23 protein-coding genes are annotated in these 24,955 nt (G+C 42.3%); 7 read left to right on the forward strand and 16 right to left on the reverse strand.

What is annotated here, in order from left to right; translation table 11 throughout:
- The 5 genes from Q0688_RS09405 to Q0688_RS09425 form a co-directional block, all read right to left on the reverse strand.
- Positions 1-1,964: FimV/HubP family polar landmark protein (locus Q0688_RS09405; RefSeq protein ID WP_299075134.1), on the reverse strand; the 1,964-nt coding region annotated here is incomplete at its 3' end.
- Between the two features lie 363 nt (positions 1,965-2,327).
- The gene (locus Q0688_RS09410) at positions 2,328-3,344 is read right to left on the reverse strand and encodes an aspartate-semialdehyde dehydrogenase (RefSeq protein WP_299075136.1); all 1,017 of its coding nucleotides are present in this window, start codon (positions 3,342-3,344) and stop codon (positions 2,328-2,330) included.
- Positions 3,345-3,401: 57 nt separating this feature from the next.
- On the reverse strand, positions 3,402-4,559 hold the full coding sequence (locus Q0688_RS09415; protein WP_299075139.1) for a 4-phosphoerythronate dehydrogenase: 1,158 nt from the start codon (positions 4,557-4,559) through the stop codon (positions 3,402-3,404).
- Between the two features lie 91 nt (positions 4,560-4,650).
- Positions 4,651-5,541, reverse strand: a complete 891-nt coding sequence (locus tag Q0688_RS09420; RefSeq protein WP_299075141.1) for an alpha/beta hydrolase — start codon at positions 5,539-5,541, stop codon at positions 4,651-4,653.
- Between the two features lie 2 nt (positions 5,542-5,543).
- Positions 5,544-6,299, reverse strand: coding sequence for a class II aldolase/adducin family protein (locus Q0688_RS09425; RefSeq protein WP_299075144.1), 756 nt, complete (start codon positions 6,297-6,299; stop codon positions 5,544-5,546).
- A gap of 91 nt (positions 6,300-6,390) precedes the next feature.
- Between Q0688_RS09425 and Q0688_RS09430 the strand changes: the two genes are divergently transcribed.
- The gene (locus Q0688_RS09430; protein ID WP_299075146.1) at positions 6,391-7,077 is read left to right on the forward strand and encodes a Crp/Fnr family transcriptional regulator; all 687 of its coding nucleotides are present in this window, start codon (positions 6,391-6,393) and stop codon (positions 7,075-7,077) included.
- A gap of 59 nt (positions 7,078-7,136) precedes the next feature.
- On the opposite strand, the gene Q0688_RS09435 is transcribed toward Q0688_RS09430, so the two are convergent.
- Both Q0688_RS09435 and fabB read right to left on the reverse strand, forming a co-directional pair.
- The gene (locus Q0688_RS09435) at positions 7,137-7,328 is read right to left on the reverse strand and encodes a DUF2970 domain-containing protein (protein WP_299075149.1); all 192 of its coding nucleotides are present in this window, start codon (positions 7,326-7,328) and stop codon (positions 7,137-7,139) included.
- Positions 7,329-7,416: 88 nt separating this feature from the next.
- Positions 7,417-8,631, reverse strand: a complete 1,215-nt coding sequence (fabB, locus tag Q0688_RS09440) for a beta-ketoacyl-ACP synthase I (protein ID WP_299075152.1) — start codon at positions 8,629-8,631, stop codon at positions 7,417-7,419.
- A 202-nt stretch (positions 8,632-8,833) separates the two neighbouring features.
- Here fabB and mnmC point away from each other — a divergent pair, with 202 nt between their 5' ends.
- A complete protein-coding gene (gene mnmC / locus Q0688_RS09445; protein WP_299075410.1) occupies positions 8,834-10,828 on the forward strand; it encodes a bifunctional tRNA (5-methylaminomethyl-2-thiouridine)(34)-methyltransferase MnmD/FAD-dependent 5-carboxymethylaminomethyl-2-thiouridine(34) oxidoreductase MnmC in 1,995 nt (664 codons plus the stop codon).
- Between the two features lie 138 nt (positions 10,829-10,966).
- Here mnmC and Q0688_RS09450 read toward each other — a convergent pair whose 3' ends face one another.
- From Q0688_RS09450 to Q0688_RS09460, 3 genes are read right to left on the reverse strand one after another with little or no spacing between them, the layout of a single operon-like run.
- Positions 10,967-11,260 carry a YfcL family protein gene (locus tag Q0688_RS09450; RefSeq protein ID WP_299075155.1) on the reverse strand — a complete coding sequence of 98 codons (294 nt, stop codon included), beginning with the start codon at positions 11,258-11,260 and terminating at the stop codon, positions 10,967-10,969.
- 11 nt (positions 11,261-11,271) lie between these two features.
- Complete coding sequence (locus tag Q0688_RS09455; protein WP_299075158.1) at positions 11,272-12,423, reverse strand: ATP-NAD kinase family protein; 1,152 nt, start codon at positions 12,421-12,423, stop codon at positions 11,272-11,274.
- Positions 12,410-12,940 (reverse strand): elongation factor P hydroxylase, encoded by a 531-nt coding sequence (locus Q0688_RS09460; protein WP_299075413.1) that lies wholly within the window; start codon positions 12,938-12,940, stop codon positions 12,410-12,412. The genes Q0688_RS09455 and Q0688_RS09460 overlap by 14 nt, the downstream gene beginning before the upstream one ends.
- A 244-nt stretch (positions 12,941-13,184) precedes the next feature.
- Here Q0688_RS09460 and Q0688_RS09465 point away from each other — a divergent pair, with 244 nt between their 5' ends.
- From Q0688_RS09465 to Q0688_RS09475, 3 genes are read left to right on the forward strand one after another with little or no spacing between them, the layout of a single operon-like run.
- Positions 13,185-13,880, forward strand: a complete 696-nt coding sequence (locus Q0688_RS09465; protein WP_299075160.1) for a hypothetical protein — start codon at positions 13,185-13,187, stop codon at positions 13,878-13,880.
- 7 nt (positions 13,881-13,887) lie between these two features.
- Positions 13,888-14,367, forward strand: a complete 480-nt coding sequence (locus Q0688_RS09470; RefSeq protein WP_299075163.1) for a thioesterase family protein — start codon at positions 13,888-13,890, stop codon at positions 14,365-14,367.
- Entirely contained in the window at positions 14,364-15,515 is a 1,152-nt protein-coding gene (locus tag Q0688_RS09475; protein ID WP_299075166.1) for a TIGR02281 family clan AA aspartic protease, read from the forward strand. The genes Q0688_RS09470 and Q0688_RS09475 overlap by 4 nt, the downstream gene beginning before the upstream one ends.
- Before the next feature lies 1 nt (position 15,516).
- Here Q0688_RS09475 and Q0688_RS09480 read toward each other — a convergent pair whose 3' ends face one another.
- Positions 15,517-16,374 (reverse strand): PA4780 family RIO1-like protein kinase, encoded by an 858-nt coding sequence (locus Q0688_RS09480; protein WP_299075169.1) that lies wholly within the window; start codon positions 16,372-16,374, stop codon positions 15,517-15,519.
- Between the two features lie 233 nt (positions 16,375-16,607).
- On the opposite strand from Q0688_RS09480, the gene Q0688_RS09485 reads away from it, so the two are divergent.
- Entirely contained in the window at positions 16,608-17,924 is a 1,317-nt protein-coding gene (locus tag Q0688_RS09485; RefSeq protein WP_299075172.1) for a hypothetical protein, read from the forward strand.
- 25 nt (positions 17,925-17,949) lie between these two features.
- On the opposite strand, the gene Q0688_RS09490 is transcribed toward Q0688_RS09485, so the two are convergent.
- Positions 17,950-19,473 (reverse strand): VCBS repeat-containing protein, encoded by a 1,524-nt coding sequence (locus tag Q0688_RS09490; protein WP_299075175.1) that lies wholly within the window; start codon positions 19,471-19,473, stop codon positions 17,950-17,952.
- Between the two features lie 192 nt (positions 19,474-19,665).
- Here Q0688_RS09490 and Q0688_RS09495 point away from each other — a divergent pair, with 192 nt between their 5' ends.
- Positions 19,666-20,562 carry a DapH/DapD/GlmU-related protein gene (locus tag Q0688_RS09495; protein WP_299075179.1) on the forward strand — a complete coding sequence of 299 codons (897 nt, stop codon included), beginning with the start codon at positions 19,666-19,668 and terminating at the stop codon, positions 20,560-20,562.
- A gap of 69 nt (positions 20,563-20,631) precedes the next feature.
- On the opposite strand, the gene Q0688_RS09500 is transcribed toward Q0688_RS09495, so the two are convergent.
- From Q0688_RS09500 to Q0688_RS09515, 4 genes are all read right to left on the reverse strand, one after another.
- Positions 20,632-22,167: a cytochrome c peroxidase gene (locus tag Q0688_RS09500; RefSeq protein ID WP_299075182.1), complete on the reverse strand. Its 1,536-nt coding sequence runs from the start codon at positions 22,165-22,167 to the stop codon at positions 20,632-20,634.
- A 139-nt stretch (positions 22,168-22,306) separates the two neighbouring features.
- Entirely contained in the window at positions 22,307-23,056 is a 750-nt protein-coding gene (locus tag Q0688_RS09505; protein ID WP_299075185.1) for a dienelactone hydrolase family protein, read from the reverse strand.
- Positions 23,057-23,084: 28 nt separating this feature from the next.
- A complete protein-coding gene (locus tag Q0688_RS09510) occupies positions 23,085-23,915 on the reverse strand; it encodes a mechanosensitive ion channel family protein (RefSeq protein ID WP_299075188.1) in 831 nt (276 codons plus the stop codon).
- 191 nt (positions 23,916-24,106) lie between these two features.
- Positions 24,107-24,907 (reverse strand): PEP-CTERM sorting domain-containing protein, encoded by an 801-nt coding sequence (locus Q0688_RS09515; protein WP_299075191.1) that lies wholly within the window; start codon positions 24,905-24,907, stop codon positions 24,107-24,109.
- Positions 24,908-24,955 lie beyond the last annotated feature (48 nt).

Genomic DNA, 24,955 nt, shown 5'->3' on the forward strand with positions numbered 1-24,955 from the left:
TCTGGCTCTGGCTCTGGCTCTGGCTCTGGCTCTGGCTCTGGCTCTGGCTCTGGCTCTGGCTCTGGCTCTGGCTCTGGTAAATCATCTGAAGGGACTTCAGGATCAGTGTCAACATCTAAATCCATTTCATCAACCAAATTATCTACATCTGTGCTGGACTCCAACTCAAGGGTCGGCTCTTCTGTAACGATTTCATCCACTGCATCGGGTAGTTCAACTTCTAATAAGTCATCAGTCTCAATTGTGGTTTTAATATCCCCGTCACTCAATAAATCTTGGTCTATTTCTTCTGCAAGATCATCAAGTTTCTGTATGTCCATCTGAGGCTCTTCAGTGGCAGTTAGGTCTTCATCAGGCATCATCGAACGCATTTGTTCTATTTGATCAAGTTCATCAAGTAAGTTGCCTGTAACAGTGTCCAGTTCTTCATTCTGAGATTCGATTTCTTTATCGAGGTTCTTCAATACATCCTCGTTAATGTCTTCTGAATCCTTAATGACTGGATTATCGAAAGCTTCATCAACAGTTTCATCTAACAACTCATCAATACTGATCTCTGGCTGCTCTTCCTCGTCTACCACTGATTCAGTGGGCATTTCGTCATCCGACGCAACAGGGGCAAGTAGTGAAGCTTCTTCCTCTGATACTTGATCTTCAACCACTTGAGTTTCAAGGTCATCGCCTTCGATTAACATCTCATCAAGATCTGAGTTGTCATTAGCCTCTTGTACTTCTGCTAATAAATCCTCCTCTTCAAATAAATTATCTAAGTCATCTTGCTCCGCATTATCAGGTACAGACTCAAGTGCTTCTTCAAGCACATCATCTTCATCAAGCTCATCAAATATTTCGGCTTCATCAAGGGGAGATTCTTCTATTGTGCTGTCGAGTACTTCATCTAAAGATTCTTCTAGCTCTTCAGATAAAACATCATCAAATACTTCTTCATCTCCAAACAAGTCTTTATCATTTAATTCATCTGAGCTTTCACCCGATAATTCAGCACTGAGCGCGTCTGATAAATCATCCATTTCAGCCGCTACAGGATCCAAAGAAAGATCGTCGATATCATCCTCTTCCTGTTGCGGTTCGACTTTGGCAGGACTCTTACGTTTAATCATCCAAAAAGCAAAAATCGCCAAAATGAGTAGAACAGGTAAGGTGAATAACAAAACAAGGGTAATAGGCTCATCAGTCCATGACTGACTTTTTTCAGACATTTGTGCATTTTTTTGAGCTTCATTTTGACGAGACTTTTCTAATAGTTCATCAATGCTTTCGCCCATTTGATTCATTTGCAGCGTTTTTTCTTCCTCGTCGCTGCGCATTTCGTCAATATCAGATGTTACTTTGTCGAGTCGTTCAAATAGCTTCTTATTCTCATCAAGTATGCTCTGAACAGTGCTAATAGATTCGGCAAATTGCTTCCGCATTGCCATAAATTGGCGAGTTTGTGCCTCGTCAAAGGCTCCTAATTTTTGTTCAATAAGCTCATTAGTCTGACCAAGAGTGGCTGTTTTGTTTGTGTTCTGTTGGTTGCTGTTAGTATTTTTTAGATTTGCCCCAGCCGCACTATCGTCATTGGGCTGCCAGTTTTTTGAATCGCGCTCGGCTTTTTCTGTGGCTTGCTGCAAGTTGACTCTGGCGATATAGCGCTCAGAAGGTAACTTTAGGATTGAGCCATCTTTTAGTAAATTAAGGTTTTGTTGTTCGAAAGCATCGGGATTTAGCTCAAAAATGGCTTGCATCACTTGATAGATAGACAAGGCTTTGTTCTGCCTGTAGCGCAGTGATATTTGCCACAAAGTATCAGAAGATTCTATTGGGCCGTAGACTGTGCCAGAAAATTGCTCTGTGGCATTTTTAGGACCTTTAAGCTGAACTTGTTGAAAGTCAGCAGCATCAACAGCAGTAACAAAAATTAGCGTAATAAAAAGCTGTACTGCTATCTTTCGCACATTCATATGTTTTCTTTTCCCCAAAAAATCAACTTTTATCACTATAAGTGTGGCTCTGTGTTGCTAACTAAGTCTTTGCTATTATTGTCATTTATATGACTATTTTATTCACAGATTTATGCAATGCATTTGGTGTAGCAATTCGTATTCCATGTTTTAGCATCACCTAAGAATCTTTACCTCACTATAAACTACAAGGAAGCTTTGTTCTAGAATGACAAAACATTGCCACTTAAACACCATCTTATCTCAAATGTGAGTGTCAGCGAGAAAGTAAAGGAAGTCACTGTAGCTAATATCGGCAATTGCAGGGAATTAATGAGCCACAAGTAGACTGTGACTCATCGATTTTATGGGTGTTGTAACAAACTACATATAGTCGCGGATCAGCACTTCTGCAATTTGAACACTATTGGTCGCTGCACCTTTACGCACATTATCCGACACTACCCATAAATTAATGCCATTTGGATGAGAGATATCGTTTCTAACGCGGCCAACATGAGTATGGTCATTGCCACTGGCACTACTGACTTGAGTAGGAAACTCTTCTCTTTCCCGGTGCAGCACTATTCCCGGGGCGTTAGCCAATAGCTCTTTGACTTCTTCGGCATCTATTGGAGCTCGGGTTTCTAAGTGAATAGCTTCACCGTGGCCATAAAATACAGGCACCCGCACTGCTGTAGCATTCACCAAAATAGTATCGTCACCCATGATTTTTTTGGTTTCCCACACCATTTTCATTTCTTCTTTGGTGTAATCGTTATCCATAAATTCATCAATTTGCGGGATAACATTAAAGGCAATTTGGCGACTAAAAGCTTTGGTTTTCACTTCTTTGCCACTTAACAAAGCTGCCGTTTGATGGGCTAGTTCGTCGATTGAAGATTTACCGCCCCCCGACACCGACTGATAAGTTGCCACATTAATGCGTTCAATGCCCACTGCGTCATGAATAGGTTTTAAGGCCACCATCATTTGGATTGTAGAACAATTGGGATTAGCAATAATATTTCGATTACGAAACTCGGCTAAAGCCTGAGGATTAACTTCTGGCACCACTAAAGGAATATCCGCTTCGTAACGGTAATGTGAAGTATTATCGATCACTACACATCCGGCTTCTGCCGCAATAGGGGCAAACTTTTCAGACACACTGCCGCCTGCTGAGAAGAAGCCAAGCTGTACTTGACTCCAATCAAACTCATCGGCATCTAATACGCTGATTTCTTCTCCCTTGAAAGTCACTTTGCCACCAGCAGAGCGTGCACTGGCCAATGGGTAAAGTTTATTGATGGGGAAACCTCTTTCTTCAAGAATTTCGATCATCTGTTGTCCTACTAATCCAGTAGCGCCCAACACAGCAACATCAAAGGCCCGAGACATGGTTTTATTACTCCTAAAAAGTGAATTTAATCGGTTAAAAAGTGAAGTTTCATCCCCTTAATCTAGGGGCAAAAATCCAAGGTCATAGATTGCCTTCGAATCGGCAAAATTTCCAGTGTTTAGGGTGATTGCCGAGAACTCTCTTCTTATAGGATAGTGTTTTCGGATATATCTAAACTGCTCGGCGGTTTGCGTTTCAACACTTTGCATACCAGCATGAGGCATATTGGCTCTAAAATGCTGATCATCGATTTCAATATTATATACATCTAACACCAAGGCTTGTACTAATGGCCAAAAACCTTGCTTGTTTTGAATCTGAATAGTGCTTGGCGCGGCCTGAGGTAAATAATCAGATAACTTTTTATTTGCTGGTATCCCCAAATGGCGACACAAGGCAAAGTACAGCATTTCGGTGCCACGGGCCTTACCTTCGATGGTGTGACCAGCAATATGCGCAGTTGCTAAAGCAATATGCGGAATAAGATTAAGATTAATGCTTGGCTCGTTTTCCCACACGTCTAACACTAAATTGAGTGGTTGGCCTTGTGCAAACAACTCAAGAGCGGCCTGATTGTCAATCACTTCGCCACGGCACGCATTGATCAACAGCTGATCGCTTGTTAACGCCTTTAATCGGGTTTTATCAAATAAATGTTGTGTGGCATAAGGGCCATCTTTGACCCAAGGTACATGCAGCGAAATCACGTCACAGCTCATGATCTCGTGCATACTCACAAAAGTGCGGCTATCCCCAGCATGCTCTAAAGGCGGATCGCACAATTTATACTGAATACCTAGCACAGTTAATAGGCGAGCCAGCGCCGAGCCCACATGCCCTGCCCCAACAATGCCCAGGGTTTTGCCGGCTAAATCCCAGTTAAACCTTTGGCCCATTACCACCATGGCACTTAACACATACTCAGCCACAGCAACCGCATTGCAACCACCAGCTGAAGTAAATGGAATGTTCTGACTGGCAAGAAAACCTTTATCGATATGATCAGTACCCGCTGTGGCTGTACCCACAAATTGCACATGTTTGTTTTTCTCAAGCAACTGTTGATTAACCTTAGTGGTAGAGCGCACCAACAACACATCGGCATCGACTAACATATCGGCATTGAGGGTTTTATGAGAAAACACCTGACAATCGCCTAGTTCAGCAAAAAACTCAGCGGCATAAGGCATGCTGTCTTCATAATAAATTTTCATGACTGTGACTTAAGGAAAAAGCTGGAAGTGGCGGTATTATGCCACTTTGCTGATGGTTTTAAAGATGATTATGGCGTTTAGCCTTGATTAGTCAGCTGATTATCTGTGCTAAAAAGGCGCGATATGCAGTTAACACTTGTTCGGGTGCTTCTAGCTGCGGATAGTGCCCTACATCTAACGCTGTGGTGCGCGGATTAGGAATGACATCTCGATAATGATCAAGCATATGTTGTCCCGAAATAGGATCGTGCACACCATTGATAAAATACAAAGGAATTGTTGTTCTGATCATGCTTGTTAACCAACGCTCGCCATGTTCCTTTCTGTCATCTAAGTAGCTTAATAACTTAGGCAACACCCTTTTGCCGTTATTATGTTCAAGTAATTGCCATAAGGTATTGATTTCATGGGCTGTAGGCTGGCTATTGGTCGCGAATATTTTATTAAAACTTTTCTTAAAGCTGCCCTTACTCATAAAATAACTGGCGATACTGCCGAGCCCACTTTTTAATAACTTCTGAGCAAATAGCGGTCGATGCTGCGACGCAAATAATCCGCCGTTTAAAAAACAAATAGATGAAATTTTAGCGATATGATGAGTATCATCCTGGCGACTCAACAACTCTTGAGCCACTGAATCACCGTAGTCGTGTGCCAGAATATGGTATTTCTCAACCCCCTGCTCTTTTAGCAATGCCAGCACAATATCCGCTTGCTCTAACAAACTGTATTGATGATTTTTAGGTTTAGCAGACAAACCAAAACCTAGTAAATCTAAACTGAGTAACCGATATTGCCCAGCTAAGTGTTTCCAATGGAAATGCCAATCCCAAGAAGCACTGGGGAAGCCATGAATAAACAAAATGGTTTCTTTATCAATGTCTTCTTGAAAATTTAGCGACTGCCAATGAGCGATGCGATGACCACAAAGCTCACTAAAATTCGCCTGTTTTTGATAATTTTTGAAGTTAAGTGTTGGCAAAGTTATTGATCGTATCCTGGATTAATTCGGTCTAATTTCCGCAATATTCCCGGCCATGCCAAGGCGCCGCCAGCAGAACGGGTAACTTGTTTCGCTTGCGCTTGAATACCCAGTAAAATTTGGGATGGAATTTGGATAAGTTCTTGTCCACTAGCTTGGGCTTTAAGCTGAATCTGACAAGATACTTCAAGCAGATACATAAACAAAAAAGCATCGGCAATAGAATCGGCGCAGGTTAACAGCCCATGATTGCGCAAGATCATAAAATTAGTTTCCCCTAAATCAGCCACTAGGCGCGTTTTTTCGTCAGGATTAAGGGCCACCCCCTCATAATCATGATAAGACAAAGACGAAAGCGCAAATAAAGATTGCTGACTAAGAGGCAATAACCCTTGTTTACTTGCAGACACCGCAATCCCCGCAGCGGTATGCAAATGCATTACGCACTTGGCGTCTTCACGGGCTTCGTGAACGGCACTATGAATAGTAAAACCTGCTGGGTTAATGTCGTATTCTGAGTCCATCACCTTATTGCCTTGCAAGTCGACTTTAACCAAACTTGAGGCCGTGACTTCTTCAAACATCAAACCATAAGGGTTAATTAAAAAATGATGTTCAGGCCCGGGCACCCGTGCAGATATATGGGTAAAGACTAGATCATCCCAACCATGCATAGCCACGGCGCGGTAACTTGCCGCTAAATCAACCCGTGCTTGCCATTCTTGTTCACTGACTTGCTGTTTTACTGACCCTGTCATTTTATCACTCGTTAGTTGATTATTAATCACCTTACGATAAGCTATCCCACATCACACACACTGTCGCCAAGTTGACAATTGAGACATTTTAATGCCTATAGATGACATTCATCATATTGTTTCGCAAAATTCATGGTTTGCCTCACTGCCACAAAATTTGGCGGCTCTCTTACTAGAAAAAGGCAAAATAAAAGTTTTAGAAGATAGACAAGTGCTACATCAAAAAAATGATCCAGCCGATGGATTTTACTGCGTACTAAGTGGAAAAATACGTATTAGCAATTTTACTATGGAAGGCAAAGAGCTGGTTTTAACCTGGATCCAGCCCGGTAATTGGTTTGGTGAAATATCATTGCTAGATAATCAACCACGCACCCACTATGCCCACGCCCAGCAGACGACTCGACTATTTAAAATATCAAAGTCCACTTTTGAGCAATTATTCATTAAACACTCAGAATGGTCACAACATATTATGCGCCTGCTTTGTCAAAGAGTACGTGCCACATTCAGCCTAATCGACGAAACCGGTTGCTTATCTCTAAAAGGACAACTCTGTAAAAGACTCAGCCTGATGCACCAAGGGTTAGAAGAACAACAGTCACCTTGTATGGAGCTCACCATTTCTCAAGACGCACTGGCGCAACTTATTCATAGTTCAAGGCAAACAGTTAATAAAATTCTACAAGGATTGCAAACAGACAAAGTTATTGCACTGCGCTACGGTAAAATAATGGTGTTAAACAAAATAAGGCTTGCTGAACTAGGACAGATATAAAACAAAAATCAATGGGGTCAGAGCATTTGATTAAATCAAATGCTCTGACCCCATTGATTTTAGAGGGCTAAATTGACCAGAAGTATAAGTATGCCAATGAGTCCTAATACAAATATAACACCTACGACTGCAAAGGGAACAAATGAGGGTTGTTCGAAGTCTTCTTTGTAATTAGCGTCACTTTGTACACCTAATGCACTGGCTGCTACGCTCTTGAAAACATTCCATAAATTGGTTTTTGGTTTTTTCATTTGCAGTAATTTCCCGTTATTCGTTATGCCATTTGTAAAAAAGCCAGCTTAAGCTGGCTTTAAATATTTTGCTAGCTAAAAAGTAAATTTAGCTCTGATATTTCTGCATTACTAAGGTGGCGTTAGTGCCTCCAAAACCAAAGCTATTTGACATCACTGTAGTGAGTGGACCTTCGCGAGTTTCGGTTACCACGTCCATGCCTTGAGCATTTTCATCTAAGGTTTCCACATTAATGGATGGCGCAATAAAGTCGTTCTCCATCATTAAAATGCTGTAAATAGCTTCGTTTACCCCAGCAGCACCTAATGCATGACCCGTCATGGCTTTTGTGGCACTAAGTGGCGGTGTTGATTCACCAAATACTTCGCGAATTGCCCACAACTCTTTTACATCGCCAACGGGCGTAGAAGTACCGTGAGTATTAATGTAATCGATAGGCTTATCTAAACCTTGCATGGCTTGTTGCATACAGCGCATGGCACCTTCACCAGATGGCGCCACCATATCGGCTCCATCAGATGTCGCACCATAACCAACAATCTCGGCATAAATTTTAGCGCCGCGAGCCAGGGCGTGTTCAAGCTCTTCAACTACTACCATGCCGCCACCACCAGCGCCTACAAAACCATCGCGATCGGCGTCGTAGGTGCGAGATGCTTTAGTTGGTGTGTCGTTGTACTTAGTCGACATGGCACCCATAGCATCAAATTCAGCTGAAAGTGTAAAGTGTAACTCTTCACCACCACCTGCAAATATTATGTCTTGTTTGCCTAATTGAATTTGCTCTAAGGCATTACCAATACAGTGAGCGCTGGTTGAACAAGCAGAACTAATGGAGTAGTTCACGCCTTTTATTTTGAAAGGTGTGGCTAAACAAGCCGAAACAGTGCTCCCCATACAGCGCGTTACCATGTATGGCCCTATACGTTTTACGCCTTTCTCACGCAGAATATCGATGGCTTCAACTTGGTTTTTGGAAGATGCCCCGCCAGAGCCAGCAATAATACCTGTTCTAACGTTTGAAACTAAATCTTCAGTTAACCCCGAATCTTCAATGGCCTGCTGCATAGCTATATAGGCATAACCCGCCGCATCGCCCATAAAACGTAATGTCTTGCGGTCAATGTGGTCTTTTATATCTAAGTCTACTTTACCCCAAATTTGACTGCGTAAACCCGCTTGCTCAAATTCTTCGGAATAGGTGATACCCGAACGCCCTTCTCTAAGAGAATCCGTGACTTCATCTTTATTGTTACCAATACTAGAGACTATACCTAGCCCCGTAATTACCGCTCTTCTCATGATTTACCCTTCAGGAAAAATTTGCCACATTCTAATGATTTTAATGCGTTAACTGGTCTGCTTTCAGCGTACACGTGTGAGCTTAATTATATAATAACAATTTTCGGATTAATATTGATGCTGACAAAATTTCGTAATTAATATGCAACCACTCAAACCTTATCGGTATAATTCGCTTATTGAAACACAGAGCACAGCAAATTTGACTATAGCCAACGCCAAAATCCAGTTCAATGAGAATGGTACCCCGTACGCCACCCAGTTTGAAGACTTGTACTTTTCTGATGCCCAAGGTCTTGAAGAAACCACCCATGTATTTATTAAAAATAATCACTTATTACAGCGCTGGGGGAAATGGCAGCAATCGCAATTTGTCATAGCCGAAACTGGTTTTGGTACCGGCTTAAACCTGTTAGTAACTATGCTGCATTTTGACAAATTGATGCAGCAAAGCAATGCCCCCAAATTTAATCTACATTTTATTTCTATTGAAAAATTTCCTATTAGCCAAGGCGATTTAACCAACGCCTTGTTGCTGTATCCGCAATTAGCTCAGTATTCAAAGCCTTTACTGGAACAATATCCCATTGCCGTAGCGGGTTGCCACCGCTTAACGTTTTTTAACGGGCAAGTCACCCTAGATTTATGGTTAGGAGATGTGCATCAAGTATTACCCAAGATTGAAAATAAGCCCCAAGGGTTAGTTGATACTTGGTTTTTAGATGGTTTTGCGCCCAGCAAAAATCCTGAGATGTGGACCCCGTCATTATTTGAAAACATGGCTTTGCTGGCCAAAGACCAATGCCACTTTGCAACCTTTACCGCAGCGGGTCATGTGAAACGAGGTCTTAGAGAAGCGGGCTTCGAGGTACAAAAACAACGGGGCCATGGCCGCAAACGTGACATGTTAGCAGGGGTAATAAATAAGCCAGACGATAACCCAAGTCGATCACCCTATTACGTCCGCGAAGCTGCAAAGATTAGCCAGTCGCCTAAAATTGCCATTATTGGTGGCGGATTAGCGGCAGCAAATTGTGCCTATGCCCTGAGTAAAAGAGGCTTAGATTCTACTATTTATTGTCAAGATCAAGCCTTGGCCCAAGGAGCTTCGGGGAATGCTCAAGGGGGCTTTTATCCGCAGCTCAATGCCCAAGCAGGTCACGCCAGTCAAATTCACGCGCTATGTTTCAATTATGCCAATACCACCTATCGTCAAATACTTAAGCAAGGTATATTTTTTGAGCATCAATGGTGCGGCACATTACAACTGGCTTTTAATGACAAGGTCTCGGCACGTCAAAACAAAATGATTGCAAATAAAACTTGGCCAGAGTCACTAATACATCAAGTTTCCCCCGCACTAGCGACTCAACTAGCGAATCTCGATATCCCCTACTCTGGGCTATTTATTCCCCAAGGTGGTTGGATAAATCTACCAGACTTGGTAGCGGGATTAGTTAAAGCGGCGGGGGCTACTCAAACTGTCAATTCACAGTTACTGTCGTTAGCGCGCAGCCAACACAATTGGCAGCTGAATTGGCGTGATGGCAGTCAAACAACAGCCGACATTGTGATCATGGCCACCGGCAGCGACAGCGCTGATTGTCAGCAGATGTCACAGTTGCCATTTCGCTTAGTCAGAGGTCAAGTAGAAGCCATTAAAAGTTGTCATGCCTTAGCGCAGTTATCCACAGTATTATGTCATAAAGGTTACATCACCCCAGCATGGCAAGGCACTCATGCCTTAGGCTCAACCTATATTAAAGATGATAAAAATTGCGACTATCGATTGAGCGAACAACAAACCAATCTAAGCATGCATCAACAAGCCTTAGCAAAATGTGACTGGATACAAGATGTACAACCAACATTAAGCGGCCGCGCAGCGATTAGATGCAGTACCCCTGATCATTTACCTATGGTAGGAGCGGTGCCAAATATCGATGAGCAAACCGAGCAATATCACAACTTATACAAAGCCTTACCCCCTAAACATTACCCGCAACCTAGCAATCATCCGAATTTATTTATGCTTTGCGGCTTAGGCTCAAGAGGCTTAACCACTGCGCCTTTGTGTGCTGAAGTGCTGGTTAGCCAAATACTAAAAGAACCTATGCCCCTATCCAGCGACTTACTCGACGCCCTAAACCCCAATCGTTTTCTTGTAAGAGCACTGATACGAAAGCAAGGACACTAAAAACAAAGAATCTTGAACCACTGAGGACACAGAGAAAAGCAATTTTTATATTAACCTTCTTTTCCTCTGTGAAGCGCAGCGCTCCGTGATCTCTGTGGTGAATACGCTTTTAAAAGCAAAAGAATGACAATGGAAACGCTATTTTTCAGCTGCCAGCAAGGTTTGCCACAAGCTTTGCACTTGTTGCTGGTCTTCATCAATCAGCTCTTTATTTTCAAAGGCTTGGTGTAAACTGTGTTGCATAAGTTCTGACAACTCTGCTACTTGAGTCATGTTTTGCACTTGGCTTTGCCCTGCGGCGACTGCAAAATGACCTTGTAGATAGCTGGCGATAAATAACTCTTGATCATTGCCATGTTCTACAACTTGATCTAAGTAGGTTTCGGTATTTTGTATAAAGATATCGAGTAAATGTGGGGCTGATAATGTCAAACCTGTTCCTTTTATATTGCATTGGCAACTGGATAAAGCACTTGGTCGTGATAGCCCGTAATTATGCTGATTAATCCTGATAATTGCTGATCTAAGGCAAACACCCCTGAATCGACAATCAAGGGGCGGCCCGATAAATTCGAAATTTTGTTTTTTGTGGCGACCAGCAACATATTATCTTTACCTAATTGGGTTAAAAATTTGGCGCTGAGTTGTTGATTACCACGACCAATAATATGCCCTTGCCCACCAATTAGGGTCAACACCAGTTTACAACTCTGCTGCGCGGTTAGGCTTAATAATTCATCAGCGGTAACATCACTGGCTACTAATTGGCTGTTTTTGATTACATCTACACCGAGCAAAGTATTGGGTATACCCAGCTCTTGCATAATAAACTCAACGGTAGAGCCCGACCCCATTACAAATAGACAGTCGGGGTGCTGTTCGATAATTTCAATAACATGAGCGGCAATATCGGCTAACACTAGCTCATCAGATTCCTTACCGCCCATTTTAACGGCTTGAATATAGCGTAATTCTGTAGGCACCTGCATCTCGCCATATTGGCGGGCGTTGACCCTACCCTGACGAAACAAGGCTTCATCTATGTCCATCACTTCGGCGTCGCTTACACTGACAATTTCACCGTCAATCACTTGTTTTAATACTCGCCCCGCAGCGGCTGGGGTAATCGCATAAACGGCCGAATGAATTTTACAGCCCGATGGCACACCCAGCACTGGCACTGAATTACCAATTACTCTACAAAGATCACGAGCAGTACCATCGCCTCCTGCAAACAGGATTAAATCCACTTTTTTCGATAGTAGAGTTTGTGCCGTGGCAACAGAGTCCTGAGATTCGGTTTGCTCATTCTTAGGTCGAAACACCACTTCATAGCTAAAGCCCATGTCTCTTGCCACATTTTCGCCCATATCCCCTGCTGCTAGGTACAGCTGCACTTGGTCCTTTATAGAAACAATAGATTCTAAAGCGAGCCGAGTTTTATCTAGCGCTTTTTTTTCAGCACCCATAGCTAAGGCTTCTTCGCGAATGTCACTGCCGTCACTGCCTTTAAGCGCCAGTGCACCACCTAAACCCGCAAAAGGATTGATCAATAAACCAAGTTTAAATACTCTGCTTTCATTAAATTGACTCAAGACAAAACATCTCCTTGGTGAGCTTGCCACTTTGATAAAAATTTTGTAAAACCCGAATAAAAGTAGCCGCCCTAGGAGGGAAGCCAAGTTCAAGGTAATCTAGTACTTGTTGTTTCACCGCATTTTTGAAAATCTGCGAGTCGCCTGCTTCGCCATTTAAATTATCAATGCTCACCTTAAAGGGTTTACCACAGGCGCAAGAAAACGCCCATTCAATAGCTTGGGGCTTAATTTCTACCTGTTCAAATTCGGATTGTTGCTTAGCATCACGTCCATCTGGGCTATACCAATAACCATAATCTTCTAACAAGCGCCTTTGTTTACCCGCAATACACCAATGAGCCACTTCATGAAGGGCGCTAGCAAAGTACCCATGGGCAAAGACTATTTGATGATGTTGCTGAGTATTTTTAGCGGGAAGATATATAGGCTCGTGCCCACCTTTTACCAGTTGGGTATTTTCTACCTCTTTAAAAGTCCGGTTAAAAAGTCTAATCAAATCTTGATAGATATGCAGCATTGACTCTGCTGAACTCAACGAGCTAGGTTTGATTGCAGATATTTGAGCGGTGTTGATATTCATAGGGGCGGCATTTTATACATAATGAGACCTAATACCAATAACTCCAACAATTAATCTTAGGTGTTGCGTTTCAACTATTGTTTTCGGTCAAAGTTTACGCCAAGCTATAAACACTTTATGAGTCACAAATGGAAAGCATTAATTTGTTAAGGACAATTGTTACTAATGGTGTTTTGGGATGAGTGAAAGCACTAAACAAATCATCCGCCACTTACATGGCATGATCACCATGCAAGAAATTGCAGAAAAATCCAATTTAGTGGATACAATCAAAGCTGTACAAACATGGCAATGTAAACGTTTGCTCGCCAGTCATCAGCAGATGTACCAACAAAAACGCTTTAAGCCAGCAGTAGAGTTTTTTATTGACGAACTATATGGCCCCAATGACTTTAGTCAGCGAGATCAAGATATTGCGCGTATTGTGCCTAAAATGTCGAAATTTCTACCTGAGAAAGCACTGCAATCTCTTGCCTCGGCGTTACATCTCAATACCTTATCTTTTGAACTGGATTTTGATTTAGCCAGGCAGCTAGCCGGCTCAGAGATCAATCGAGCAAGCTACGCTAAGGCCTATGTCGACTGCGACAACCTAGCCACTAGGCAACAACAAATCGATTATATTCACACTTTAGGAAGCGACTTAGCAGATGTGGTCAAGATGAAAGGTATTGCCAGTTTACTATTTATCTCACGAAAACCGGCAAAAATTGCAGGGGTATTGGCTCTGCATGAATTTCTTGAAAAAGGTTTTAAGGCCTTTAAAAACCTGGGTAATGTACAGGATTTTATTCTCCCTATTGTCGAAAAAGAGCGGATCATCATGCTGCAACTCGCCGATCCAAATTCGCCAAATCCATTACCGGACGTTTAGTTATTTTATGTCTTGGCAGCTTCCCAATCCCTTTATAAACACGTGGCGGGTTATGCCCGAGCAAATTGACCACTATCAACATGCTAATAATGTGGCTTATGTGAGTCAATTAGAAGTCACCTCTTGGGCGCACTCCAATCATTTAGGGTTAACCATTGAACAGTATCAGGCCTTAGATAGAGGCATGGCCATTAGTCGCCACCAAATAGATTATTTAGCCGCAGCCCATGTAAATGACATCATTGATTGCGCCACCTGGATAGTAGAGTGTGATAATAAGCTCAAATTAGCGCGGCAATTTCAATTTATACGCCGCAGCGATCAACAAACACTGCTAAGGGCTCGCACCGAATTTGTGTGCATCGCCCTATCAACTGGCAAACCTAAACGTATGCCTCAAGCCTTTACACAGATATATGGACCTGCCGCGTTAACCTGCCTTGCTACAAGCACCGAAACACAAACCAAAGTGATAGAACAAGTATGAAACGGCCAACTTTTTTATTATGGTTAGTGCTTAGTGCGTCTTTAACACTTAACGTATTTTTATTGTTCAACCCAAATAATCAACCACTGTTATCCAGTGTTTTTGATGACAGTGAATCAGCATTGCAAAATCAAGTGTTTGCACCTCTTAAAAGCCGTAACACCAACCAAACAGAAGATAAGACGCTTCAAACACCGCAAGTATTAACAAGTAGTCAAGTGGGTCAAACTCAGGACAACCGCCTAACATTACTCTCGCAGGCAGAGCTTTGGTTACAGCATAAAAATTTCATCCGTTTAGGCGCATTTTTACAAGAATATTTACAGCAGCATCCTCAAGATATGGATTTTTTACTCCTAGAAGCCAAATTAAAAGTAGAAACCGGCTTATTGAGTGATGCCATCGCACACTATTACGACTTGTTAAGAGCCCCTATGACAGCGGCGCAGCAAGGCGAAATTCAATTGCAAATTCAACAACTAAGCCAAACCACTATCGAACAGTTAAGGCGCAGCTATTCGTGGGATATCTTAGCGCAATTTGTTGAGCCCCTGCTGCAACTAGAGCCTAACAACAGGCTGTATATATTATCTTTAGCCCAAGCTTACGCCGAACTTTTTCACCCCGGATTAGTGGAAAATATATTAGGCGCTTTAGAGGCGAATGATCCCGATGCTCAGAGCATCAGAAAAATCATACTGGCCCAGCAAAGTTCACCAGATAACAATGAAGACGCCCCCCAAGAAACAAGCGAACTAGCGAGCAATATTGGTCGCCCCATTCAACTCAAAAAGTATGGCGACCAATATGTGATAGATGCCAACTTGAGTAGCAACCCAGTGTCATTATTGATTGATACAGGGGCATCTGTTACCGCTATTTCAACCCATTACTTTGAAAACTTAAGTAACAGATACAAAATCAACTATATGGGCAGTTTTAACATGAATACCGCCGCCGGTAGAATTATGGCGCGCATGTATCAATTTAGAGAATTAGCCATTGGGCACGTCACTGTAAAAAATCTACCTGTGGTGATATTACCCATGGAAAACATGGAAAATGCTGATGGGTTATTAGGTATGAATTTTTTGAGAGAATTTGACTTTAAAATAGACCAGAATAAATCATTGATTTATATAGAGTAATTTAAATCGGCTCATTTGCTTCATTGATCCTTTCTTGCCGTGCCTGTTCTTCTGCGAAGGCCGCTTTGATTTCTTCGAGTACTGAGTCAACATCAGCGTCATCTTCAGGCTGGGTATAATGACCGGTTAGTTGGGTATCTGGAGTGAGTTCACCCGCTTCAAACAAGGCCCACATTTCTTCGGCATAAAAGCTTTGCATCAGCTCAGGGGCATATTGTCCATAATATTCACTCATATTGCGCACATCGCGTTGCAACATACTAAAAGCATTATTATTGGCGGCGGCATCTACTACTTGAGGTAAATCAATGATCACTGGACCGTAGTCATCAACTAATACATTAAACTCTGATAAATCTCCGTGAACGAGACCCGCACATAACATACGCATCACATAGACCATGACCAGTGCATGATCTTCAATAGCTTGCTCTGGTGACATAGACACATCGTTAAGCCGTGGCGCCACGTCGCCTTCATCATCACAGACTAATTCCATCAATAACACGCCTTCATAACAGCCATAAGGCTCTGGCACACGGACTCCAGCTTTGGCCAGTTTAAATAAGGCGTCGACTTCGGTGTTTTGCCAAGCATCTTCTTGTTGTTTACGACCAAACTTAGAGCCTTTTTCCATGGCACGAGCGCGGCGGGTATTACGTACTTTGCGGCCTTCTTGATATTGCGCGGCTTTTTTAAAGCTGCGTTTCATGGCCTCTTTGTATACTTTAGCGCAGCGCACCTCTTGGCCACATTGCACCGCATATACAGTGGCTTCTTTACCACTCATCAGTTGATAGAGTACTTCATCTATCAAGCCATCTTCTACAAGTGGTTGTAATCTTTTTGGTATTTTCATTAAAACCTAAGGTTATCCGCTAATTTTGCTGCAGCAATTATGTTGTGACTCAAATCAATTTGATCTGAAACCAGTAAAAAACGCCGAGTATGATATCAAGTTTGATTACCACAATGATACAAAATGCTAAGAGCTAGTAACAAATTTATATTCTGCAATATAAATTTAGCCAGCATAGCCACCAGTAAATCGTGTAAAGTTTATTCACAGTAAATAACAAAGTGAACTCACTGGTGAATACAAAAACACTGCAACATTTTTCAGTCGCGCTATGCGTTAGCTTGGCTGCCTTGCTCGCTGGCTGCGCCAAGCACAATCACGCTCCTAACTTGACTTCTATTACACTAGATCCAATAGCAGAGCAGTATGTAAAACTCGGATTGGAGTTAGGGCAATACGATAAGGATTATGTGGATGCCTACCTTGGTCCTGACCAGTGGAAAACCCATGCAAAGCATAATTTGCGCTCGAAACAGCAGTTAGCCGCTGATATCAAACTACTTTTTGAATCTTTGAAAAACTTTGAAGTCAATGGCAAGCAGCAAAAATTACGTCACAAGGCACTTTATCGTAATGTGCGCGCCATGGACGTGCGTGCCCGTATGGTTAATGGCGAAACCTTTAGTTTTGCTGAAGAAGCCCGTTTAATTTATGACGTAGACATTCCGAGCTATGACTATAGGACGTTTGACCAAGCCTTAGCAGAGATAGACAAACTAGTGCCAGGCAAAGGTGATTTAGCCCAGAGAGTCGCTACCTTTAGAAAACAGTTTGAAGTCGCCAACGACAAGGTCAGTGAGGTGGTTGATCAAGCGATTTCTGAATGTAGCAAGCGCTCTAGCCAATATATTTCACTGCCTGCAAACGAACGTTTTGAATTGCAGTACGTAACGGATAAAAATTGGTCTGGCTACAACTGGTATCAAGGTGATAACAAAAGTTTGATGCAAATTAATCAAGACTTTCCCATGCAAATCGACCGTGCCATTACTTTAGGTTGCCACGAAGGTTATCCCGGACACCATGTCTGGAATGTGCTCATAGAAAATAACCTATTGAATAAAAATGGCTGGATTGAATATTCGATTTTCCCACTTTTTAGTCCATATGCGTTGATTGCCGAAGGTAGCGCCAACTTTGGCGTTGAATTGAGCTTTCCCGATAAACAAAAAATAGTTTACGAATCTGATGTGTTATTTCCATTGGCAGGACTAGACCCAGCTAAAACCGAAGCTTTAGACAAGCTCACTAAACTGACAGGGCAATTATCCCATTCCCGCAATGCCATCACTCAGCAATACCTAAATGGTGAAATGAGCCGCAAACAGGCCATTGAAATGACCCGCAAATATTCATTGGTATCAAAAGAGCGCGCCGAACAAAGCGTGCGATTTAGTGAGCAATATCGAGCCTATGTGTTGAATTACAATTTAGGCAAAGAAATTGTTCGCAATTATGTTAATAAACAAAGTAAAAATGAAGCACAAAAATGGCAGGCCTTTGAACGACTTTTGACCGAGCTATCTACTGCATCAGATATGACAGAATAGACTCTTACTTTATTAGAAAAAGTCGCTAGTTTGCTAGTAACACTAGCACTTTACTTAATGATTTTGGACTGTCTGCTGGGCCATGATGTAACACTAAATCGGATTTGCCGTCACCATTAATATCTTCGGTGGCGGCATTAAATGGATTTTTTGGCAGCGGCAGTTTTTGTCGCAATGAGCCTTTGGCGTAGAGTCTATTTTGATTTGGCGTGGCAAGTAATGTTCTTAACACATTATCACCATCTGAATACACTATGTCTTTGACTTTGTCACCATTGATATCAAGCATTTTAACCAAAGGCTGACCTCGTGTACCAGACCTTAAACTAAAGGTAATTTCCACTTCTTGGGTCACCATTGGTTTGCTACCGAATTGATGGTTTTCATCCATTGCAAAAATCAGCACATCTTGATCGATACTGCCAGACAATAAGGCCCCTACTATTTGCGATATTCCGATATCAAAAGACGAAACGGCCACCTCTTGTTTGCCGTCCATTTCCCGATCAAAAAAAGCGATCCCCGATAACGTGTCCTCGGAGGCCACTCTGCTATTGGCTTGCTCGGGATATTCCAATTTGCCTTCTACAACTGCGCCATAAAAGAATTCGAAATCGATGCTTTTGTCTAACACACCTGAACTTTTAGTGAACTGCACCGCCAAGTCAGGAATGCCATCACCGTTAAAGTCATCAATTTTTTTGACACTACGGTGTTGAATATTGCTTTGATCCATTTCCTGACCATTTGCATCTTTCATTTTCCACCATTCTACTGGATAAATTGAAGGCTCAATGGCTATTTGGTTAGGCTTTAATGAAAACTGCATATTTTTATTTTGACTAAAGACATTTAGGTAGCCTTGCTCTACTGTCATTAAGTCTGTTTTTCCATCTTGGTCCATATCTTGAAAATATAATGGTTGAGTGTCGTAACTAACACTGTTTTGATTCATTTCGATCCGCGCAGCGATAGCTATTTCTTGATAGTGTCGTGCCCCACAGCAATCGCTTAACCATAAATTGAGCTGTTCAAAATGGGGCAAAATAATGTCGTCAAGGCCATCATTGTTAATATCTTGAATAAAATCCATTTGCTTTAGTGTGTCTGAATAATCACCTAAGTATATGGATGACACCTGCTGCGCTTGCTGCCAATTTGATTTATGACCTAGATGAGCAGGTACATAACGATAAACCTTTGTTTTATTTAAATAGTACAAATGCTGTAAACCATTCGATTGCGGCTCTCCCACATCGAATGCAAATACACCATTGGCAATTTTAAGTTTGTCACGTTGCATGAATCTATTACTGGCGAGGTCAAAAGCATAAATAGCCAGAATACGCTGTTGTTTGGCATCCACCCCTACTACCACTAGCTCCTGACCTGGTGTATCTAAAATATTGGCCGTTAGCACTGCTTGACTGACATTAAACTCCAGTTCAATTTCATATTGGTTAAAAATCTCAGTGTATTTAGCCTGAGTTGAAAAAGAGAATAGAAAAAATCCGCTTAATACCAACCAGTCACGAACATAAGTAAACATTAGCAAGTGATTTTCCTACATGATTGCATTCATAAACCTACCTTATGGTATCGGGCCGAAAAAATCACCCGCTTTGTTTTTACAAAGCAAGGGATTTAATTTGGTATAACCTATAAATAAAAATTGGCTGTGATTAAAGTCAAATAGCGAGATAATCAGCTTATCGCCACCTACCCTAATAAGGACAACTGAATGACAATAACCCGAAATGGCCACCGATATTTTGATATTGAAAGTGGTAAAACCCTAGACGTATGGTTTCCCCGCAGCAATAAACCCATTCAACGCAATTGCCTTGCGAGTAAAGTTGGGATAATTCAAGGGCAAAATGTCGAAATTAGTATTGAAGTAGCTGAGCCTCCCATCTCAGCTGAAGATGCCTATTTGCGCTTACACTTATTATCTGAATGTGCCGTGCAACCTAACGCTATTAATCTTGAAGGGGTATTTGGGTTATTAACCAATGTAGCCTGGACTTCTGCGGGTCCGGTGTTGCCTAGCAAAGTAGAAGAACTCAAGGAATTAATCGCCAATGAGAATCATCATCTGATCCTAACATCCATCGACAAATTCCCAAGAATGGTCGACTACGTTATCCCTGAAGGCGTGCGTATTGGTGATGCGGATCGTGTCCGCCTTGGTGCACACCTAGCATCAGGTAGCACAGTGATGCACGAAGGTTTTGTTAACTTTAATGCCGGCACCTTAGGCAGCTCTATGGTTGAAGGACGTATTTCTCAAGGAGTGGTGGTAGGCGACGGCTCTGATATAGGCGGCGGCGCATCGACTATGGGGACTTTGTCTGGTGGTGGTAAGTTTATTAACGCCATTGGCAAAAACAGTATGCTGGGCGCCAACGCCGGAATTGGTATTTCTTTGGGCGATGATTGCATCGTTGAAGCAGGCTTGTACATTACAGCAGGGACTAAAGTCACTACGCCAGATGGCGATGTGGTAGCCGCCAGAGAGCTCTCAGGCTTAAACGGTTTATTATTTCGCCGCAACAGTCAAACCGGAAAAGTGGAAGCTGTAGTAGCAGACTCGTCTAAATGGGGCGGTTTAAACGCCAGCTTGCACAGTAACGATTAAGCGATGTCTAAAAAAAAGCCCCCAAAGAATATCGTTTGGGGGCTTGTTTATCCTCAATAAACTCCGCAGTTATAAATGCTTACCATTGCCATCTATAGCATGAATACGTAATCCGTCAGGATCAGAATCATCTGCACTAGGCACCCACTGACTCATACAGGCTAAATCTGTTACACAAGGATCCGTAAGGGTATCAATAAAGGCTAACAATTCTGTCACTTGTGTATCGGTTAAACTGAGTTCTGGCATGCTGGCCATGCCCGCAGCTCTATTTGCCTGCAACTTATCTATAGCATTTTGGGTGTTGATTACCATATCGGTAGTTTGGATACTAGGATCGAGCTCAGAGAAGTCATAATGATCAAGTGCAGCTTGAGGATCAAGATGAGTACGTATGGCTTGTTCAAGTGTGCTAGATCCACCTGCATGCCCCCAAGGGCCGGTAACTGTGACATTCAACAAAGACGGCGTTCTAAAGGCATACTTGTCTGTTTCATCATGCGTTTCGCGGTATCGTCCAAAATCTTCAGTGCCATGCTCGCCATCACCTTTGCCACGACCCACTTGTGCCATAGCAATGACATGAAATTTTTCATCGGTAAAAAAGTCTCCCGAATGACAAGCACTACAGTTGGCGCCACCATTATCTGTTGAATCAAAGAATAATTTTGCGCCTCGTTTAGCATCATCACTGATTGCGGCGTCATCGCCTTCTACATAGGCTTTCCAAGGGGTGTCTACAAATACTTGAGAGCTTTCATAGGCGGCAATGGCTTGGGTGATATTACCAAAAGTAATTAATTCTTCTGCGGTGCCATCAGGGGCTGAAAAACCTGCTCTAAATTCAGCTAACCAGTGATTCATCGCTAATGAGCCACCTAAAGGTGCTCCGTAATTTCCCAAACGCTGCTGTAAATTTTGCCTAACTTGAGTGTTATCTGTTCCTTCAAAATTACTAAAGTTTTTCATTTCTTCATTCGAAGTTACGGGGAACCTCGCTTGAGCTTCCACTAAATCTTGCCCTGCTTGGGTATCAACTTCGCCAAAAGCCACATCCGGAGTACGTATACCTAAGCCATCATTTCCAATCATTTTAGGGGTTTTTCCTAGACTCTCAACACGGCCATCATGAAATAAAACACTATCCCATAATGCAATATTAAAGGTAGTAGGTGAATTTCTTGGTACAGTAGGGCCACCATCAAAATGCTCGCCACTGGTTTTATGCAATCGCCCTGGCCCTAACAAATCTTCTACCTCAGCATCGACACCAATAGGCAAAGCAAGTGCGTCGCCTCCGCCTAACATTGGGTGATGACAGCTCACGCATGCAGCATCGAGATCTCCACCTAAACTCTTGCTAAAAAATAGTTTCATACCCAGTTGGGCTTTTGGATCTTCAATATCGGGAAGGGCTCTGTCAGTACTAGGGTCGCCCGTTAGGTTTTGTGCTGTGATAATCCCGCGAAGCTCGTCATCCAGATTCGATTCATCATCATTGTCACTACCACAAGCAGCGAACAATACTGTAAGAATTATGAATAACGAGCGTTTAACAAAAGGAAAGTAATCAAAAGGAGTGTTGAGTGATTGCTCAGTGTACATGTGTGTTACCTATAAAAACGACTTTACAGTTAATTTTGTACTAATTAACCCATAAAATTTTAATTGGCGAAATAAAATACTACGTAATCAAAATATAGCAAGAGTTTTATCAAGGCTATGTTGTGTGTAGCTTGAAAGTTCATGGGGTAAGTGCACGGCGAAAATAAGCAACAACTTGCTCAAGCGCTTGCTTTGTGGGGTGTCCTAGTTCATCTACAAAATCCCGAGTCAGTACGGCGTGCCCCTTTCCGGGCAAAACCTGTAGCTTGATCCTTTGACGATCGTCGTTAAATGCTTGGTCTAATTTTTCAAACCTTGCACCCTGACAAAAAGTATCTTCGGCAAACCTAAATGCCAACATTGGCTCCTGATTATCCAAGCGAGAGCGTATTTGTTGAATATCTTGTTGTGACATATGTAAATCGGCGTGATGATTAACAGGTAACGAAGGTTGTGATGCCACACCCGCTAATACCGCATCATCGGCCATTAATGAGATGGCAAAGTTGCCGGTTAAACACATGCCAATTACCGCCACACCTGGCACTTGGTGCTGCGCTTTTAAATCATGGCATAAGGCTCTTAGCCAAGCCACAATAGGGCTGGTTTTACCCTGTTCAAATATTCTAAACTCTTTACGCATGCACATAACCCGCAGTGTATTACCAAAAGTATTGACTTTGCCAATAGGGCCAAACAAGTGCGGAAGGACGACTGTAAATCCTTGGCTAACAAAGTTGTCTGCCAGTCTTAATGTTTCTGGCCCTATACCCGGCAACTCTTGCACGATCAATACCACTGGGCCTGCGCCCTTAGTATAAACATTGTGTTCAATGTCTGTGCCACTGTGCAATTTGGCAGTAAATATGCTTTTTTTGTAATCTTTCATCTTAGTTCAGTACTTATATTTTGGCTGCCTACTTAGAGACAGTGTTAATAAGGCTAACTTCGCGTTGCGGAAAGGGAATTTCGATCCCATTACCTTTAAAGGCATCATAAATGGCAAGATTGGCCCTATACTTAAACTCAAAATATCTATAGGTTGGTGCGAAAAATCTAATACCTATATTAATACTGCTATCGGCAAACTCATCTATGCCTATCAAGGGGCCATGAGCAATGTTGATACCATCAATAGTTTTAAGGGCTTGAGCCACAACTGTAATTACCTGATGAGGATCAGATTTATAGGCTACGCCCACACACAACTCTACTAGTTTCTGTTCTTTTGAATTGTGCATGATTTCACCCACAACCAGTCGATTGGGAATTTGAATACGCACATCATCTTCGTCTATCAATATGGTGTAGGCCAGATGCACACTTTCTACCAATCCCGTCTGCCCTTGAACACTTAATGTATCACCAACGACAAAGGGCCTAGTAAGAATAATAGTAAAGCCTGCGGCATAATTTGAGAGCATGCCTTGTAAGGCTAACCCCGCCCCCAAAGACAAGGCGCCCACTATTGCGATTAAAGGCGTGACACTGACACCTAACCTGCCCAACACCATCAAAATAACCAAAACCAGAATAACCAGATGGGCAGAATTACCTACAAAACGGCTTAACGTTACATCGATATTTTTGCCAATCATCAAACCTTCAACCGCCCTCCCCAGCTTTTTGGCAATCATATAACCCATCGCTAAAATGACTAAGGTGATAACGATTTGCACGCCGTTATCAAGCAGATACTGAGATACAGCGTCAGAAACCACTTGTAACTGTTCGAGTTCTTCATTCATATTGAGCTGTTCCTTATGGGGTAAAGTGGTCACTTACTAAGATGTATCTGTATTGATGTACTACTAGAAATAGTTCGGCTTGTAAGGGTATCTAGGTATTAGATGGGAATCAATCTGCGATGAGGCATTATACCAAACCACATAAAAATGGATGGTGATGTTACACATCTACCATCCGGCTTTGACTAATTTTATGAAAAATGGGTTCCCTGAAATAGCGTGTTCTGTCGGCGATTGGCTGCAAATATAGCTATGAGACCAAAGGCAAACAACGCGATTGTTACGGGTTCTGGTACATCAGCAGCGACTCTAGCGTTTGCAACAATATATCCATCATCTCCAGAAACATAGTTGCTCAAAGTATCACCAAACACCCAATTTACACCATATGCCTTATTAGTATTTAGCTCTCTTGGTGCGCCAGTTCCTAGTCCAGCCCAGCCTGCCGTAAGCTCTGCAATAGTGGGAACGGCTATTTCAAAGTTTGCAATGTCTGCAAAGGTTAAGTCCACACCATTATTGGGGAGCCAAGACTTATCCGTATTTTCATATACTTTTACCACTTTATCGCTTAAATCGGCAAAGCTTAAGTCGTAGCCATTATTATACAGACCTTGAAATGCACCGTTAGACGGTTCATTTGCAACTACCGCAAAATTCCCTACACCATCAGTAATCCAAAAGTTAAGATAAGGAGCGACATAAGGACCACTTCCAGGGGTAAATCTCGTTATATCATCGAGGCGATCGATATGCAGACTTGTAATATCTCCTAGGGTCGAGCCATTAATATCGTTAGAGCCAAGTCCAGCTTTATCGCCACCTCCTTCAATAATAAATTCAATGCTAGACCCATGGTCGATAATAGTGGGTGTATTGCGAATTTCAAAGTATTCAAAACCTGCATAAGTAGGCGCGGCTATGACTAAAAGGCTTAAACTCACTAATGTATTCAATGCAGTGTGACCTAAACTGTTTACTATCTTTCTCATCAGAATTCCATCCTATATATAGTTAGTGGTATTTAAAAAAGCTCCATC

Source organism: uncultured Paraglaciecola sp., from assembly GCF_937123705.1.
Taxonomy (GTDB): Bacteria; Pseudomonadota; Gammaproteobacteria; order Enterobacterales; family Alteromonadaceae; genus Paraglaciecola.

What these genes read in the sequence shown, in the direction of transcription:
- fabB (WP_299075152.1), bottom strand. Translation starts at nt 8,631, where the DNA reads ATGAGAAGAGCGGTAATTACGGGGCTAGGTATAGTCTCTAGTATTGGT.
- Q0688_RS09435 (WP_299075149.1), bottom strand. Translation starts at nt 7,328, where the DNA reads ATGAAAAAACCAAAAACCAATTTATGGAATGTTTTCAAGAGCGTAGCA.
- Q0688_RS09490 (WP_299075175.1), bottom strand. Translation starts at nt 19,473, where the DNA reads ATGTTTACTTATGTTCGTGACTGGTTGGTATTAAGCGGATTTTTTCTA.
- Q0688_RS09495 (WP_299075179.1), top strand. Translation starts at nt 19,666, where the DNA reads ATGACAATAACCCGAAATGGCCACCGATATTTTGATATTGAAAGTGGT.
- Q0688_RS09430 (WP_299075146.1), top strand. Translation starts at nt 6,391, where the DNA reads ATGCCTATAGATGACATTCATCATATTGTTTCGCAAAATTCATGGTTT.
- Q0688_RS09475 (WP_299075166.1), top strand. Translation starts at nt 14,364, where the DNA reads ATGAAACGGCCAACTTTTTTATTATGGTTAGTGCTTAGTGCGTCTTTA.
- Q0688_RS09415 (WP_299075139.1), bottom strand. Translation starts at nt 4,559, where the DNA reads ATGAAAATTTATTATGAAGACAGCATGCCTTATGCCGCTGAGTTTTTT.
- Q0688_RS09425 (WP_299075144.1), bottom strand. Translation starts at nt 6,299, where the DNA reads ATGACAGGGTCAGTAAAACAGCAAGTCAGTGAACAAGAATGGCAAGCA.
- Q0688_RS09500 (WP_299075182.1), bottom strand. Translation starts at nt 22,167, where the DNA reads ATGTACACTGAGCAATCACTCAACACTCCTTTTGATTACTTTCCTTTT.
- Q0688_RS09465 (WP_299075160.1), top strand. Translation starts at nt 13,185, where the DNA reads ATGAGTGAAAGCACTAAACAAATCATCCGCCACTTACATGGCATGATC.
- Q0688_RS09515 (WP_299075191.1), bottom strand. Translation starts at nt 24,907, where the DNA reads ATGAGAAAGATAGTAAACAGTTTAGGTCACACTGCATTGAATACATTA.
- Q0688_RS09510 (WP_299075188.1), bottom strand. Translation starts at nt 23,915, where the DNA reads ATGAATGAAGAACTCGAACAGTTACAAGTGGTTTCTGACGCTGTATCT.
- Q0688_RS09505 (WP_299075185.1), bottom strand. Translation starts at nt 23,056, where the DNA reads ATGAAAGATTACAAAAAAAGCATATTTACTGCCAAATTGCACAGTGGC.
- Q0688_RS09480 (WP_299075169.1), bottom strand. Translation starts at nt 16,374, where the DNA reads ATGAAAATACCAAAAAGATTACAACCACTTGTAGAAGATGGCTTGATA.
- Q0688_RS09470 (WP_299075163.1), top strand. Translation starts at nt 13,888, where the DNA reads ATGTCTTGGCAGCTTCCCAATCCCTTTATAAACACGTGGCGGGTTATG.
- Q0688_RS09410 (WP_299075136.1), bottom strand. Translation starts at nt 3,344, where the DNA reads ATGTCTCGGGCCTTTGATGTTGCTGTGTTGGGCGCTACTGGATTAGTA.